Origin of the sequence: Rhodococcus sp. ACPA1 (assembly GCF_002300195.1) — a bacterium.
Lineage (GTDB): Bacteria > Actinomycetota > Actinomycetes > Mycobacteriales > Mycobacteriaceae > Rhodococcus_F > Rhodococcus_F opacus.
Window position 1 is genome coordinate 437275 of record NZ_NSDX01000008.1, and the last position, 15285, is coordinate 452559.

At 64.8% G+C, this 15285-nt stretch carries 11 protein-coding genes and 3 pseudogenes; 4 read left to right on the forward strand and 10 right to left on the reverse strand.

All coding sequences use genetic code 11. The annotated features are described in order from the left end of the window. Nucleotides 1-75: 75 nt before the first annotated feature. Nucleotides 76-1031: pseudogene (locus tag CJ177_RS35055) on the reverse strand (IS481 family transposase); the annotation flags it as partial. Between the two features lie 26 nt (nucleotides 1032-1057). Between CJ177_RS35055 and CJ177_RS49535 the strand changes: the two are divergent. The 3 genes and pseudogenes from CJ177_RS49535 to CJ177_RS48735 all read left to right on the forward strand — a co-directional run. Beyond that, a pseudogene (locus CJ177_RS49535) lies at nucleotides 1058-1261 on the forward strand (aminotransferase class I/II-fold pyridoxal phosphate-dependent enzyme); the annotation flags it as partial. A gap of 202 nt (nucleotides 1262-1463) precedes the next feature. Next, entirely contained in the window at nucleotides 1464-1859 is a 396-nt protein-coding gene (locus tag CJ177_RS48730) for an AAA family ATPase (protein ID WP_257014827.1), read from the forward strand. 5 nt (nucleotides 1860-1864) lie between these two features. Next, nucleotides 1865-2263 carry an AAA family ATPase gene (locus tag CJ177_RS48735; RefSeq protein WP_257014829.1) on the forward strand — a complete coding sequence of 133 codons (399 nt, stop codon included), beginning with the start codon at nucleotides 1865-1867 and terminating at the stop codon, nucleotides 2261-2263. Between the two features lie 145 nt (nucleotides 2264-2408). Here CJ177_RS48735 and CJ177_RS35065 read toward each other — a convergent pair whose 3' ends face one another. The 3 genes from CJ177_RS35065 to CJ177_RS35075 form a co-directional block, all read right to left on the reverse strand. Next, the gene (locus CJ177_RS35065) at nucleotides 2409-3935 is read right to left on the reverse strand and encodes an AMP-binding protein (protein ID WP_095870002.1); all 1527 of its coding nucleotides are present in this window, start codon (nucleotides 3933-3935) and stop codon (nucleotides 2409-2411) included. A gap of 285 nt (nucleotides 3936-4220) precedes the next feature. Beyond that, complete coding sequence (locus CJ177_RS35070; RefSeq protein ID WP_095869856.1) at nucleotides 4221-5660, reverse strand: aldehyde dehydrogenase; 1440 nt, start codon at nucleotides 5658-5660, stop codon at nucleotides 4221-4223. A gap of 37 nt (nucleotides 5661-5697) precedes the next feature. Beyond that, nucleotides 5698-6606: an oxygenase MpaB family protein gene (locus CJ177_RS35075; RefSeq protein ID WP_373560072.1), complete on the reverse strand. Its 909-nt coding sequence runs from the start codon at nucleotides 6604-6606 to the stop codon at nucleotides 5698-5700. Nucleotides 6607-6675: 69 nt separating this feature from the next. Between CJ177_RS35075 and CJ177_RS35080 the strand changes: the two genes are divergently transcribed. After that, the gene (locus CJ177_RS35080; protein ID WP_241031735.1) at nucleotides 6676-7272 is read left to right on the forward strand and encodes a TetR/AcrR family transcriptional regulator; all 597 of its coding nucleotides are present in this window, start codon (nucleotides 6676-6678) and stop codon (nucleotides 7270-7272) included. 22 nt (nucleotides 7273-7294) lie between these two features. Here the strand turns inward: CJ177_RS35080 and CJ177_RS49540 are convergent, their stop codons facing one another. The 6 genes and pseudogenes from CJ177_RS49540 to CJ177_RS35110 form a co-directional block, all read right to left on the reverse strand. Then, nucleotides 7295-7672: an acyl-CoA thioesterase gene (locus tag CJ177_RS49540; RefSeq protein ID WP_338051777.1), complete on the reverse strand. Its 378-nt coding sequence runs from the start codon at nucleotides 7670-7672 to the stop codon at nucleotides 7295-7297. Nucleotides 7673-7959: 287 nt separating this feature from the next. Then, entirely contained in the window at nucleotides 7960-9117 is a 1158-nt protein-coding gene (locus CJ177_RS35090) for an acyl-CoA dehydrogenase family protein (protein WP_095869858.1), read from the reverse strand. 236 nt (nucleotides 9118-9353) lie between these two features. Continuing rightward, nucleotides 9354-10546, reverse strand: a pseudogene (locus tag CJ177_RS35095) (acetyl-CoA C-acyltransferase). A gap of 288 nt (nucleotides 10547-10834) precedes the next feature. After that, nucleotides 10835-12358 carry an aldehyde dehydrogenase gene (locus tag CJ177_RS35100; RefSeq protein WP_095869859.1) on the reverse strand — a complete coding sequence of 508 codons (1524 nt, stop codon included), beginning with the start codon at nucleotides 12356-12358 and terminating at the stop codon, nucleotides 10835-10837. Nucleotides 12359-12388: 30 nt separating this feature from the next. Beyond that, nucleotides 12389-13735, reverse strand: coding sequence for an MFS transporter (locus tag CJ177_RS35105; protein WP_095869860.1), 1347 nt, complete (start codon nucleotides 13733-13735; stop codon nucleotides 12389-12391). A gap of 26 nt (nucleotides 13736-13761) precedes the next feature. Continuing rightward, on the reverse strand, nucleotides 13762-15165 hold the full coding sequence (locus tag CJ177_RS35110; RefSeq protein ID WP_095869861.1) for an FAD-binding protein: 1404 nt from the start codon (nucleotides 15163-15165) through the stop codon (nucleotides 13762-13764). Nucleotides 15166-15285: the final 120 nt, after the last annotated feature.

Here is a 15285-nt window from a genome sequence, read left to right on the forward strand (position 1 = left end):
AAGAGTCCTCTAGCTGGATGAGGCCATAACGTTGGTGACACCGGCGTGGAACTTGCTCGCGGGTGGCCGGTTTCAGGCGTCAGTGTGAGGTCGATGGTAGTCGTAGTGCACGTTCCACACTTCGAGAGCTCGTGAGCGCTGCTGCTCGCTGGTCCAGGTTCGGGCGTAGAGGAATTCCTCGGACAGGATCGAAGTTGTAGCGCTCGACCTTGCCATTGTGCCGTGGGGTGTATGGGTTGATTCGCCGGTGGCGCGCGCCGTGCAGGACATTGGCGAAGTCTTTCGCGCGGTAGCATGAGCCGTTGTCGGTGACGATCCGATTGATGTGGCCGACGGAAGTGTGCAGCGAAGAACACCCGGGCTCGATGCATGAATCCGATTGCCGTGGAGGCTTTCTCATCGGTCAAAGCCTCGGTGTAGGCAAGGCGGGAGAACCCGTCGACGGCGGAGTGCAGGTACACGTAGCCGGCGCGGGCTCCGGCAGCCTTGGCGCGTTCGACGGCCTTCGCCTGGTCAGAGCGCTTGCCGTGGGCACGCCAGCCACCGCCCTTCCGGTATCCGCCCGACCTTCACCCGCGTCCACGTGCACCATAAGCCCCGGCCAGCGGGCGACGATTCGCCTTGGTTCACGGTTGCTCTCACCGGTGGGGTCGAGGAACTTGCGCCGGTTCAATCCGAGGAGGGCCAGGTGTCGGCTGATGGTGCGCACGGCGATCGTGGTGCCATCACTGCTCAGTTCGTGGGCGGTGCGGCGGGCGGACCATTTCTTGTCGCGGCGCAGCTTCTCGATCCGTGCCACCACCGAGGTGGGGGTGGCGGTCGGTTGGTTGGTGGTGGGGCACGCTCGGGCGATCCAGCAGTCCCAGTTCCCCGAACTCGCGGAAGCGGGTTACCCATTTGCTGGCGCAGGCGCGGGAGATGCCCATCTCGGCAGCGACGTGGGCGATGGGACGGGTCTGGCAACGTTCGACGAGTCGGCGGCGATGACCGGCATCATCGAGGTGCTCCGCGTCAGCACCGACCCTGGTGATGCCGTAATCGTGACCACCCGGTCTACGCGCCCTTCTTCTCGTACGTCTCGCACGCAGACCGGAACATCGGTGTGGCGCCGCTCACCCGGGCGGGCCGTCTCGACATCGACCTCATCGGGGACACGATCGCACGAGTGCAGACGGCGGTCGGTCGGTGCGTCGTCCTACTCTGCAACCCGCACAACCCCACGGGCACCGTGCACACCAGGTCCGAACTCGAATCGCTCGCGCGTGTAACCCGGGACGATTCACTGGGGAGCGCTCTGATCGCCGAGCTGGAGTACCGGTTGCTGGCAAGGGGGGTGCGGCGGATGAGCGCACTGTTGCCCGAGGGGGAGACAGGTGCGGCGGCATTGGCCAATTCCGGTTTCACCGCGCGGGCAGGCATCACCTATTACGAGAAGGTGGGGACGGTATCAGCGGATCGCGGAAGTGCTGGCCCGGCTCGGTGGTGCGGTCCCACCGGCAGGTCTGTGGCGGCAGGTCGCCCGGATGGCCAAGGAGAAGACTTTGATCGAGCGGCGGATCGTGCTGCCGTTGTCGCGGTCGGTACTCACCGCCGAGCATGGGGTGGTGCCGCCGCGGGCGGTGGTGCTGTTCGGGCACGCAGGGAAGGGGAAGACCACGTTTGCGCGGTCGATCGCGAGCCGGTTGGGGTGGCCGTTCGTCGAATTGTTTCCGTCACGGTTGGCCTCGAATGGGGGCGGTTTGGCGGCGGGGATCGGGGAGATGTTCGGGTCGATGGCCAAACTCGATCATGTGGTCGTATTCATCGACGAGGTGGAGGAGGTGTCGCGGCCCGGCGCCGGCCAGGGTCGGATTCGGTAGGAGTGGTGGACGAGTTGCTGAAATCTATCGTCGGTTTCCGGGAGCGGGCTGGGCGGCTTCTGGTGTGCGCGACGAACTCGGTGCGTGACCTCGATGACGCATTTTTGCGGCGTGGTCGGTTCGATTACGTGTTGCCGATCGGGGCACCGGATGAGCAGGCCCGGCATGCGTTGTGGGAGCTGTTCCGGCGTTGGTGGCCGCGTCGGCGGGCTTTACTCCCGCGGATGTGGCGCACGCGGCACGGATGGTCGCGCAGACGACGTTCGAGTGCAGTGTCGAACAGGGGGACGTTGTCACGCCGGTACGGAGGACTATTGGGGGTGATCAGTGCGATGCGTCCGACCCTGACCCCGGAAATGCTCGATGCGTTCGCTGTGGACATCGCCCGCTTCGCCCGAAGCTAATGGTGAGCTCAAGGTGTGCGGCCGGGAAATCGGCACTGAGGGGTGAAGTTTGTTTGAGCACAGTTTGTCCATATCGAGTACCGCGTGTCCCCGGCCGGTCCTCTCGCGAGGACCGGTCGGAAGCTGGCGATGTATGCCGTTCAGTTCATGAGTGCTGACCCTGCTTGCGCAGGGTGTTCTTGAGGATTTTGCCGGACGCGTTGCGGGGGAGAGCGTCGATCACCTCGAGTTGGGTGGGGAGTTTGTACTTCGCGAGGGATGCTGATGCCCATTCGCGAACGGAAGTGATGTCGAGCGCGGCGGCCGGACCCCGAGGGACTACGAAGGCGACCGGTGTTTCGCCCCACACGGGGTGGGGGTGGCCGATGAGTGTGACCTCGACGATATCGGGGTGGGCTGCGAGTACGTTTTCCACCTCGGAACAGTAAATGTTCTCGCCACCGGAGATGATCATGTCTTTTGCGCGGTCGACGACGTAGACGAAGCCGTCCTCGTCTACGCGGACGAGATCACCGGAGTGGAACCAGCCGCCGTGGAAGGCATCGGCCGTCGCATCGGGCTTGTTCCAGTATCCGAGCATCAATCCAGGGCCACGGTAGACGATCTCACCGACTTCACCCGGTTCGACGTCTTCCATGTTCGGATTGACCACGCGGGCTGTGACCGCGGCGATGGGCCGGCCGACGGAGCCGAGTTTGCGGATCGCGTCCTTGCCGTGGAGCACGCACGTCACCGGGGACATTTCGGTTTGGCCGAAGAGCGCGACGTTCATCGCGTCGGGGAAGGTGTCGGCCATCCGGCGCAGGAGTGTGTCGCTCGCCGGCGCCGCGCCCCAACCGAGGACACGTAGCCGCTCGAGGTTGCGGGTGGCGATGCCGGGTTCTGCGCACAGTGCCTGCCACTGGGTGGGGACCAAGAACACGCTGGTGACGCCTTCGTTTTCGAGCAGGTCGAGAATCGCGTCGGCGATGAATGCTCGGGTGGGATGGAGGACGAGTGTGCCGCCGACGAAGAGGGTCGGGACGACGGAGCCGATTGCGCCTATGTGGAACAGTGGGGAGGCGATCAGGTTGACCTCGTCTTCGTCCATGTACTGGAAGGCCCGTGTGACGGTGACGCCCTGGGCCTGCAGGTTCAGGTGGGTCAGCACGGCGCCCTTGGGGCGTCCGGTGGTGCCGGAGGTGTACATGATCAGGGCGGGGGAGTCTTCGGGGACGTCTGGTAGCGGAGCCGCCGCCGCGGTGTTCGTCTCGTCGATGAGGTCGCTGTAGAGCTCGAATCCGTTGGTGGGGTGGGTGATGGTGACGAGCCGAGGGCTTTCGGGAAGGTCTTTCAGGGCGGCCACGAGGATCGGGGTGCCCAGCTCGTCGCCGATGGCGATCTTTGCGCCGGAGTCGGCGAGTAGGTAGGCGGTTTCTGGTCCGGTCAGCCGAAAGTTGACCGGAACGGCAAGGGCACCGAGAAGGTTTGCAGCGAGCACTGTTTCGATGAACTCCGGACGGTTCCCGGTGATGATCGCTACTCGGTCGCCGAAGCCGATGCCTCGTGAGGACAAGGCCCTTGCCAAGGCACGCACCCGGTTCCGAAGCTCGGTCCATGTGGTGGTCGATCCGTCGAACCGGATCGCGGCGCGGTCACTGAGGGTGGCGGCGTGGCGTTCGACATGGTTCATCCAGTGCGATCGCCGGGCGCGGCCGGGCTGGTCGGAGAATTCGATCTGGTGCACGTGCTTCACCTTTCGGCGTGTTGAGGAGGAAGTGCGGGCGCGTCGAAATCCTCAGTCGAAAAGCCCGTGCGGCTGATCACCGGCCCGCTGCCTCGACTGGAAATCCGGAAGGATGTATTCGCCGCTGTGCCGACTGACGACGGGGTGGCCGCGGTCCCGGTGAGGCATTGATGCCACGGCAGCGCGAGTAATGGGGCGTTACCTCGGTGGCCGTGTCGGTCCGTGTGTTGCTCAACCGGTGACTGCAGAGGTCTTGTAGACGGATTGGTAGGTCAGGTAGGGGTCGATACCTTCGGGGCCGAGTTCGCGCCCGTGTCCGCTGGCCTTCACGCCGCCGAAGGGGGATCCGAGATCGAGGGTGTACGAGTTGATTCCGACGGTACCGGTCTTGACCTGGTGGGCGATGGCGTCGGCGCGGTCGGGGTCTGTGGACCATACTGTCCCACCCAGACCGAACTTGCTGTCGTTGGCGATCTGGATGGCATGGGCGTCGTCGTCGTATTTGATGATTGACAGGACGGGGCCGAATATTTCCTCTCGGGCAATGGTGTCGCTGTTGTCGACGTCAGCGAAGACGGTCGGAGCGACGAAGTAGCCGTCGAGGTCGGTGACTGCGTCACCGCCCGTGATCAGTCGGGCGGTGCTCGACTTGCCAGTCTCGATGTAGTTCAGGACTCGTTTTTGATGGTTTGCGGTGACCATCGGGCCGATCAGGGTGTCGTGATCGAGTGGGTCTCCGACTGTGAAGGACTTCACCACGGAGGTGACGGTGTCCACGACCTCGGTGTAACGGTGCGCGGGCACGAGCAGTCGGGTGCTCGCGTAGCAGGTCATGCCGTTGTTGGGGAACGAGGCAGCATAGAGCCCTTGGGCGAGGACGTCGAGATCGACGTCGTCGAGCACGATGCCGGCAGACTTGCCGCCGAGTTCGAGTGTGACCGGTCGCAGCAGGCGTCCGCAGACCTCGCCGATAGCGCGACCGGCCGGAGTTGATCCGGTGAAAGCGACCTTGTCGATGCCCGGGTGCGCGACCAGGTGTTGGCTGGCTTCGAGGCCGGCGGGGACGATGTTGAGCACACCCGACGGCAGCCCTGCCTCCAATGCGGCATCCGCGAAGACGAAAGCGTCCAGGGCGGTCTCGAGGGCGGCCTTGAAGACGACCGTGCACCCTGCCGCGAGCGCAGGCGCGATCTTCATCATCGCCAACGTTTGGGGGTAGTTCCACGGGGAGATGGCCGCAACGACGCCGACCGGCACTCGACGGATTTCGGTTGTTCCGGTGAGGCTCGGGCGCGATTGGACCCAGGTGAGTTCTCGGGCGAGGCCTGCGTAGAGGCCGAGCAGTGCCGCCGGGGCGAGTCCGTTGGCCGATGCCGACAAGGTGATCGGCATGCCGTTCTCCTGGCTGCACAGCGTTGCGGTGTCCTCACCCCGTGCGGCGAGGGCGGCGGCGAAGCGGTCGAGAATGTCGGCGCGGTCGTGCGCCGGGGTGGCGGACCAACCGGTCAGTGCGTCGTTGGCCGCGGTGACCGCTGCGTCGATGTCTGCGACGCCGGCGGTGGCGGCGGCTCCGAGGACCTTGCCGGTGCTCGGGTTGACGACGTCCACAGGGGTGTCGGTGCCGGTGACGAATTCACCGTTGATGAACAGGTGTGGGCGGTCGAGTCCCATGGAGTCTCCTGGCTCTGAAGTGAAGAGGATGGGTGGTTCAGCTTGGACTGGTGGTCGTGTCGGGTTGGGGCGAGTGACGGTGCGGAACAGGACACCCGGGGGCGAATGTTCCTAAGGTTTTGACGTCGAAACCGTTGGGGTAACTGCGGATACGTGGCATCGTGTGGACGTACTGCGGCGTGCGGCGCGGGGGCAGAGCGGCGACGAAGCGGGCACGTAACCGCAGTCCGGCCGCCGAGAGGCGCCGTGCGAGGTTCCCGGGATTTCGGTAGCGGAACGCCGCCAGGAGCGGTTCGTCCATCAGCGACCGGCTGAAGATGTCGATGATGGGTTTGGCGACGGCGGGGTAGAAGGACGCGAGCAGGTTCATGGTCGCGTCGGCGACCCGGCGCGCGCCGGGGTCGAACGCGAAGTGTGCGGCCTCGTAGGTGTCCATGAGGGCCGCGAACTCCGCGTACGTGGCGGGAATGTCCTTGATCCCCATGTGGCGGCCGAGTGCCTGGTAGTAGCGAACCGAGGCGAGTAGTTCGTCACCCGTAAGTTGCCGCCAGCCGTAGTTCTCAATCCATCGCTGGGGAACGACGACGAACGTCGCGAGGACGTAGAGGAAGTCCTCGTTCGAGATGTCGTACATGTGGTGCATCTGATTGATGCGCTGTATCGCTGCTTTTCCGTTAGGGCTGTCGAAACCCTCGAGTAGGGGAACCTCGAGCAGGATCGAGGTGTCGTCGTAGCGCTTCTGGGTGTTCTGGGTAAAGGCTCCGGTCTGATCAAGCAATCTGCCGACGCTCGGGACCGCATAGGTGCGGAACAGGGCAAAGCTCAGGGACTGATTCAGGTCCCAGGGGAACTCGTAGGTGGCCAGATTGCGGTAAATCTCTGCGAACTCGGTTTCCGGGTCCAGGCCGTTGTTGCGATTGGGCTTGCTCACATCACGCTCCTTCATATTTCGTGCGCAAGCGTAAGTTGAGTTACGCTTTTGTGCAAGAGGTCACACTTGCCGGAAGGGTGATGCATGATCAGGACCGCGCGCCTGGTAAAAGAAGGCGTGACTTCTCACCACGCCAAGAAGAAAAAAGTGCCTACGAGAGGTGCCCAGTTGCGCTACCTCGAGGCCGGCTTGGACGTGCTCGGCAGAAAAGGGCATGCCGGCTTGAAGCTGGGGACGGTGTGCGAGGCGGTCGGGGCGACAACCGGCTCGTTTTACCACGCGTTCGCGAACTGGGGCGAGTACACGTCCGCGCTGATTCAATACTGGCGCACGGAAAAGAGCGGCCGCCTCATCAGCAGCGCCCGGGAGATCGCCGATCCTGCCGAGCGCCTGAAGTTCTTGATCGACATCGGCCTGCGCCTGCCACACGAGTCCGAAGCCGCGATCCGTGTATGGGCGGCCCATGACCCGGACGTCCAAGCCATCCAGATCGAAGTGGACGAGGAGCGACGACGCTTCATCGCCGACGCCCACTTCGAAGCAACGAATGACCGGGAGCTGGCCGAGCGTAACGCGACGGTGTCGATGTACCTGCTCGTCGGATACGAGAGCGGCACCTATCGCTCCAGAGAGGCGCTCGCATGGGCTTTTCAAACCGTACTCGACCAGGGCCTGTCGTAAGGCAAGGGTGCAGAGGATTCGGTCAGGAACCGACCACTCGGACTCGAAGCCGCAAGTTCTCGAGCGTCCTTCGCGCTACGGCGGGCATTGAAACAGGTCCGTCCTTACCTACCGCCACCATGACGGCGTCACACAGGCTGATGCAGTTCCCCGCGTGAAACAGCGCCGAGGACACCACGAACGAGGTTCGGCCTATCCGTCCGACGCCGACGCACGTGTCGATCGTGGCTGGCCAATACGCTTCGGCGAGAAAATGTACGACACTCTGGGAAGTGACCAAGCGTTGTTTTCGGCCTGCTGGATCATGCGTGTCGGGAAAGGCTTGCCGGGTCAATACAGCGCGAGCGTCTTCATGAAGCGATTCCAACGCTAGATTGTTGAGGTGGGCGTTGGGGTCCATATCGGCGTATCGAGCCGTGCAACTATTGCTTATCGGGTACAGCTCTGAACGATACCGCTCTACATGGGGACGGGCGGTCGTTGCCACCAGTGACTCCAGGGTGGACACATCTCTCCTCTGCTATCTGCCTCGCGTCGACAACGGATGTCGCACTGGATCTGTGGTGAAAGAGCGGCAGTGCCAGAGCCTTCTCCTTGCTGCACGGCGCCTGGCCTGAATTAGCCATGGCCGTTGAGTCCGTCGCCGGGCCGCGTCCCCACCGGCCAACCATGGCATCCACTGCCGGTTTATGCGGAGGCCGCTGCAATTTCTCGGCCGATGATTTCCTTCATGATCTCGGTGGTTCCGCCGTAGATCGTCTGAATGCGGCTGTCGACGTAGGCGCGGCCGATGGGGTACTCCATCATGTAGCCGTAGCCGCCGTGCAATTGGACGCAGCGGTCGACGACACGCTTCTGCAGTTCACTGGCCCACCACTTGCCCTTCGACGCGTCGACGGCGGTGAGTTCGCCTGCGTTCAAGGCGAGTACGCACCGGTCGATGTGCGATTCGGTCACCTCGATCTCGGTGAGCATCTCCGCCAGCGCGAACCGGGTGTTCTGCAGATCGCCGATCGGTTTGCCGAACGCCTTGCGCTCGAACACGTAGTCCCGGGTCCACTGGTACGCGGCCTTTGCGGCGGCAATCGCAATGACCGCGATCGACATACGTTCGAGGGGAAGGTTTTCCATGAGATGGATAAAGCCGCTCCCCTCGGTGCCGAGCAGATTGTTCGTGGGCACCCGCACGTCCTCGAACACGAGCTCCGCCGTGTCCTGACCGGCCAGGCCGACCTTGTGCAGCTTGCGGCCACGGCTGAAGCCGGGCATGCCCCGCTCCACGACGAGCAGCGAGAAGCCCTTGGAACCGGCGCTCGGGTCGGTACGGGCGACGACGATGACGAGGTCGGAGTGAATGCCGTTGCTGATGAACGTCTTCTGACCGTTGACAATCCAGTCGTCACCGTCGCGCACCGCGGTAGTTTTGATGCCCTGTAGGTCGCTTCCGATTCCGGGTTCGGTCATCGCGATGGCGCCGATCAGCTCGCCGGCGGCCATGCCGGGAAGCCACCGTTGCTTCTGTTCCTCGGTGCCTAACATGAGTACGTACGGGATCACCACGTCGTCGTGGGTGGCAATGCCACCACCGAACGACGTGGTCGCCGTGCGGGCGATCTCTTCGGAGACAACATTCCTGAATCGGTAGTCGGTGACCCCCGATCCGCCATAGGCTTCAGGCACCGCCAGTCCGATGATGCCCGATCTACCGGCAGCGAGCCACGCAGAACGGTCGATAAGTCTGTCGGTCTCCCAACGCTCGTAGTGCGGTTCCACCTCGCGGGTGAGGAACTCCCGCACCACCTCTCGGTAGGCCTCGTGGTCAGTGTCGAAAAAAGTGCGCTGCATCGGTTCTCCGGAAGATCAGTAGGTCAGGGATTGACGGGAGGAGGAGGGGTGGGTCGTACACGGATCAGAATTTCGCAGCCCGCAGCCCGCAGCCCGCAGCCCGCAGCCCGCAGCCCGCAGCCCGCAGCCCGCGGCACGTCGGTCGTCGATCGTGCGGATTGTGATGCGCGAAGACGACAGGGTGTCGGGGCGTCGGCTTCTCCGGGCACAACGGGGGAAGCCCGAAGTGGCTTTCATCAGAGGCGTTCGATGATGGTGGCGTTGGCCATGCCCGCGCCCTCGCACATGGTCTGCAGGCCGTAGCGTCCGCCGGTGGCCTCGAGGTTGTTGACCAGGGTGCTCAGCAGGCGGGTGCCCGAAGAGCCGAGTGCGTGCCCGAGCGCGATGGCGCCGCCCCACGGGTTGAGCTTGGCCGGGTCGGCCCCGAATTCGTGCGCCCACGCCAGCGGCACCGGCGCGAACGCCTCGTTGACCTCGTAGCGTCGATGTCGTCGATGCTCAGCCCCGACTTCGCGAGGATCTTCTTGGTCGCCGGGATCGGCGCGGTGAGCATGAAGACCGGGTCGTCACCGGCAACGGCGAACGAATGGAACCGGGCCCGCGGCGTCAGTCCCAGCTTCGACGCCATCTCCTCGCTCATGATCAGCGCCGCGGACGCGCCGTCGGTCAGCGGCGACGAGTTGCCCGGGGTGATGTGCCACTGCGCCTCGGGGAACCGGGCCGCGTACTTCTCGGAGTAGAACGACGACTTCAGCCCGGACAGTCCCTCGGCGGTGGTGGAGGCGCGCACGGTCTCGTCGGCGGTGTGGGTCACCGTCTCACCGGCGGCGTTGGTGACCGAGATCGGGACGATCTCCTTGTCGAACAAGCCCTTCGACAATGCGTCGGCGGCCCGCTGATGCGACTGCGCGGAGAACGCGTCGAGGGTGTCGCGGTCGAACTTCCACTTGGCGGCGATCAGTTCGGCGGAGATGCCCTGGTTGACCAGTCCCTCGGGGTAGCGGGCGGCGATGCCCGGGCCGGACGCGTCCTGACCGATGGTCGTCGTGCCCATCGGAACGCGGGACATCGACTCCACACCGCAGGCGATCACGATGTCGTAGGCGCCGGCGATCACGCCCTGCGCGGCGAAGTGCGCCGCCTGCTGGCTCGAGCCGCACTGGCGGTCGACGGTGGTGGCCGGAACCGAATCCGGGAATCCGGCCGACAGCACCGCTGTCCGGGAGATGTTGAGGGCCTGCTCGCCGGCCTGCCCGACGCAGCCGCCGATGACGTCGTCGACCTGTGCGGGGTCGATGCCGTTGCGTTCGACGATGCTGCGGAGCACGTGCGCGAGCAGTTCGACCGGGTGCGTGCCCGACAGCGCACCACCCGGCTTGCCCTTACCGGAGGCGAGGCGGACGACGTCCACGATGACAGCGTTGGTCATGATGTTCCCTTTCGAGGAGGAGGAAGTGGTTGCGGTCAGGTGGCCGGGTCGATCGAACACCGGATCGCAATGGGGTGGTACAGGCCAGTGCCGTCTCGAGATCGGGTCGCTCGCGTCAGCCCTTTGATCAGCGGATGCGGTGGTAATTTCGATGCAGATCATGAGCGTCGATGCCGCTTCAGACGGTCAGAGCGTTGTGGGGCCTCCGCCGACTCCCCCTAGTGCATGCGAACATTCGCGGCACTGCCGTTGTCGAACCGTGTATTCCACATTCGAATTATTGGATTCTTATGCCCGTGGGTTGAACGGGTCGGTGATGGTGTTTCCGGTGTCGATCCACACGGTTTTCAGCTCGGTGTACTCCTCGATGGCGTGGGATCCGTTCTCGCGGCCGAGTCCGCTTTCCTGGAAGCCGCCGAAGGGGGCTACGTAGTTGGTCTTGCGGTAGTTGTTGACCCAGACGGTTCCGGCGCGGAGTCGTTTGACCATGCGGTGTGCGCGTGCGACGTCGCGGGTCCATACGCCTGCGGCGAGTCCGAATTCGGTGTCGTTGGCGATGCGGACGGCGTCGTCTTCGTCGGTGAATTTGATGACGACGGCCACAGGGCCGAAGACTTCTTCGCGGGCAATGCGCATGTCGTTGGTGACGTGGGTGAACACGGTTGGTTGTATGAACAAGCCGCGGCTCAAGGCCGGGTCGGTGGGGCGGGCGCCGCCGGTCGCCAGGTGGGCGCCGTCTTCCTTGGCGACTTCGATGTAGTGCAGCACCTTGTCGAATTGGGTTTTCGATGCGACGGTGCCCATTTCGGTGTCCGGGTCGAGGGGGTTGCCGAGCTTGATCTGCGAGGTGCGCTCGGTGAGGGCTTGGGTGAATTGGTCGTAGATGTCTTCGTGGACGAGGACGCGCGAGCCGGCCATACATGTTTGGCCGGTGGCCGCGAAGATTCCTGAGATCACGCCGTTGACGGCGTTGGGGAGGTCGGCGTCGGGGAAGACGATGTTGGGAGATTTGCCGCCGAGTTCCAGGGAGACGCGGGCGAGGCGTTCGGCGGCGGTGACGGCGATCTTCTTGCCGACTGCGGTGGATCCGGTGAAGGCGATCTTGTCGACGCCGTGGTGCGCTGCCAATGCGGCGCCCGCCGGTCCGGCTCCGGTGACCACGTTGATCACTCCGTCGGGGAAGCCGGCTTCCTGAGCGATGCGGGCGAGAACGAGAGTAGAGACGGGGGTGACTTCGGAGGGCTTGATCACGACGGTGTTGCCGGCGGCCAGTGCTGGGCACAGCTTCCACAGCAGCAGTGCGAGGGGACTGTTCCAGGGGGTGATGGCGGCGATGACGCCGATCGGTTCGCGGACGGTGTAGACCTGCATGTTGGGCACACTGCTGGCGAGGGTTTCCCCCGTGGGGCTTTCGGCGACCCCGGCGAAGAAGTAGCAGTGGTTGGCGAGGGCGAGCGTTTGCCCGGCGACTTCGCGAATCAGCTTGCCGTTCTCGAGGACCTGGATGCGGGCGAGTTCGTCGGCGTTGTCGCGGATCAGGTCGCCGAACTTGCGCAGCAGTGTTGCCCGCTGCAGTGGTGTGGACTGTGACCAGGGGCCGCCGTCGAACGCTCGGCGGGCTGCGGCCACGGCGGCGTCGATATCGGCGGTGGTGGCGGTGGGCACCTGCGCCCACGGCTGGCCGTCAAACGGATTGATCGAGTCGAAGGTGGCGTGGTCGGCGGCGGCCCGCCAGGCCCCGTCGATGAGCATGTCGTATCGCTCGGTCTCACCGCCTGCGGTGGTCACAGCGTTCGCATCGGTGGCAGTCATGTGGGGTCCTTCCGGATGGATCATCGTTGGTCAGGCAGGGGTGGTGGTCCGCGCCGGTACCGGTGTTCCCGGTTCGTCGGTCTCGGCGACCAGGCGGTGTCGGGGGGCCGCTGCGATGGCGACGAGGGAGACGAGGGCGGCGGCGACGGTCATCAGAGCCAGGGGCCACCATCGGCTTCCTCCGTTCCCGACGACGGCTTCGGCGATGAACGGGGTCGGCGCGCTGAAGATCAGTCCGCCGAGCGCGTTGCTCAGGGCCGTGCCGCTGTAGCGGACCTTGGTATCGAACTGGTCCGCGATGAGGCTCGAGACCACCGAGTAGGTGGTGGCGTGCGCGCCGACCATCATGACGATGACGACGACGCTGGTCAGCAGGACCTGTTCTGCGCGCAGGAACCAGAAGAACGGGAAGGCCGCGGCGATCGTGAAGAGAGCACCGGCGAAGAACACGCGATGTGCCCCGATCCTGTCGCTCAGCGATGCCATGAACGGCAGTGCTGCCAGGTCTATCACCGCCGCGGCCATCACCATCAGCAGTGCGGTGTTGCGGTCGAGGTCAAGTGATTTGGTGGCGTAGCTGAGGAAGTACACAGAGATGATGTAGAAGACGACGTTGACCGAGGCCTGCAGTCCGATACCGATCGCCAGGCTCTTCTTGGCGCGAGCGACTATGTCGCCGATCGGCAGCCGGGCGGTCTCGCCTGTTGCCTTGATCTCCCGGAACTGCTCGGACTCTTCTACTCCGAGGCGGATGGCGAGACCGATGAGGACCAGGACGAACCCGGCCAGGAAGGGGATTCGCCAGCCCCAGTCGAGGAGTTGGTCGTCGGGGAGGGTGGAGACGGCCGACATCACCGCGGTGGCGAGGACCAAACCGAGGGGGCTACCCATCTGCGGGGCGCAGCCGTACAGGCGCACCTTCGAGGCCGGTGCGTGCTCGACGGACATCAGGACGGCGCCACCCCATTCCCCACCGACTGCGAGCCCTTGGAACAAACGCAGCACGATGAGCAGGATGGGCGCCCAGATCCCGATCGAGTCGTAGGAGGGGAGCAGACCGATCAGACCGGTGGCGGTACCCATGATTCCGAGGGTGGCGATGAGGGTGGATTTGCGACCGAGGCGATCGCCGAGATGCCCGAAGATGGCGGCGCCGAGGGGTCGGGCGACGAATGCCACACCGAGAGTGGCAAAGGAGGCGAGGCGGCCGCTGTGTTCGTCGACCCCGGGGAAGAACAGGTCGCCGAAGACCAGCGCCGCAGCGAGCCCGTAGATGAAGAACTCGTACCACTCGATCGTGGTGCCGACCAGGCTCGCGATCGCCGCTCGCCTGGGGGTGCTGCTCGAACCGGTCTTAGCTGGTGAGGTTGTGGCCATGATTCCTCTTGCTGGGGTAGGTGCGTTCACTGGTGGGTAGCGGGTGCGGGTGCGGCGATCCGGTGCGCGGCGCTGGTGCCGGCGATCCGGCCGAAGACCAGTGCCCGGAGCACGGAGGTGGCCCCGGGATACTTGTGGTGGTAGATCCCGGCGACCTCGCCGACGGCGAACAATCCGGGGATGGGCTGGCCGGACCGGCCGATCACCCGAGCCTTGTCGTCGGTTTTGAGTCCGCCGAAGGTGAAGGTGATCGCGCAGGTCACCGGCCATGCCGCATACGGGGGTTCGTCGATCGGGCGCGCCCAGTTCGATTTCGGTGGGTCGAGGTCCCGTGTTGCCACCCCGTCGAGGAAGGTCACGTCCAGGGGCCCGGGTGTCGCGGCGGCGTTGTACGTGCTGACGGTGTCGGCGAGGACGTCGGGGTCGAGGTCGAGTCGGCGGGCGAGGGCTTCGAGCGTCGGTGCCGATTCGGGCTCGCGGTCGGTGAGAACGGCCCGGGCGATGTTGTGGCGCATGAGTTTCTGGTCTGCGATGACGTAGGCGAACTGGTCGGCGTCGGCCCAGATGCGGTAGGCGACCGACTCGAAGGTGTTGTCCGGGGTGTCCGAGCCTTCGTCGACGAACCGCCGACCGTGGTGGTCGACCAGAATTCCGTAGGGGTAGACCATGACGAGGGCTTCCGCGGATCGGGTGCGCGCATCGACGGGTTCGCCGTGGAAGCGATCGAACTGCCCGTCCGTTAGTGCACCGGCCCGAATCCCCATCTCCAGGCCTTCGCCCTGGTTGGAGCGGCCGCCCGGTGCGATGGGGGAGAGTTCGTGTCCGCGGTCGCCGAGATACCGGTCGAGCAGGGCCGCGCTTCCCTCGAAACCGCCGGAGGCCAGGACCACGGTGCTCGCCAGCACGCGCCGCAGTTCGCCCGCACCGTCGACCGCCTCGACTCCGATGACCGCGCCGTGCTCGTCCTGGATCAGGCTCTGCGCGGTCGTCTCATAGGCGATCGTGCCTCCGAGTTCTTCCAGCCTTGCCGCGAGGTTTTCGACGATGGCCGCGCCGCCCCCAGCGGGCATCAAGCGGGGACCTTTCGACGTCAGGAAATAGGTGATGTCCGATTTCGTGGGAACACCGTTGTCGTTGAGCCAGTGCATGGTCGGTTGGGCGAGTTCGGCGAGTCGAGCGATGATGGCCTCGTCGGTCTTGCCTTTGCTGAGTTCGAGCATCCGGGAGGTGAAGTCGGCCGCGGGGGCGCCGTCCTCCTCGAGCCGGAAGAAGGAACCGGTCCAGGCGGTGTTTCCGCCTCGCTGGCTCTTCGGGGTGCGTTCGAGAACGAGGACCCGCCCGCTCGGAGCGGACTGCAGGAATTGCAGCGCGGTTGCCAGGCCACCGGCTCCGCAGCCCACCACGACGAGGTCTACCTGTTCTCCACTCACGGACTTTCCTTCTTTCTACGACTGTCGCGATCGACCACTGCGCGGTTCACGAAACCCGCTAGGCAGCGTTTGTGTGCTGTGTCACCGATCGAAGCACGAAGATAAACCGGAGTCAACCCG

What these genes read in the sequence shown, in the direction of transcription:
- CJ177_RS49540 (WP_338051777.1), bottom strand. Translation starts at nt 7,672, where the DNA reads ATGGACCCCAACGCCCACCTCAACAATCTAGCGTTGGAATCGCTTCAT.
- CJ177_RS35065 (WP_095870002.1), bottom strand. Translation starts at nt 3,935, where the DNA reads ATGAACCATGTCGAACGCCACGCCGCCACCCTCAGTGACCGCGCCGCG.
- CJ177_RS35075 (WP_373560072.1), bottom strand. Translation starts at nt 6,606, where the DNA reads ATGAAGGAGCGTGATGTGAGCAAGCCCAATCGCAACAACGGCCTGGAC.
- CJ177_RS35070 (WP_095869856.1), bottom strand. Translation starts at nt 5,660, where the DNA reads ATGGGACTCGACCGCCCACACCTGTTCATCAACGGTGAATTCGTCACC.
- CJ177_RS35080 (WP_241031735.1), top strand. Translation starts at nt 6,676, where the DNA reads ATGATCAGGACCGCGCGCCTGGTAAAAGAAGGCGTGACTTCTCACCAC.
- CJ177_RS35100 (WP_095869859.1), bottom strand. Translation starts at nt 12,358, where the DNA reads ATGACTGCCACCGATGCGAACGCTGTGACCACCGCAGGCGGTGAGACC.
- CJ177_RS35105 (WP_095869860.1), bottom strand. Translation starts at nt 13,735, where the DNA reads ATGGCCACAACCTCACCAGCTAAGACCGGTTCGAGCAGCACCCCCAGG.
- CJ177_RS35090 (WP_095869858.1), bottom strand. Translation starts at nt 9,117, where the DNA reads ATGCAGCGCACTTTTTTCGACACTGACCACGAGGCCTACCGAGAGGTG.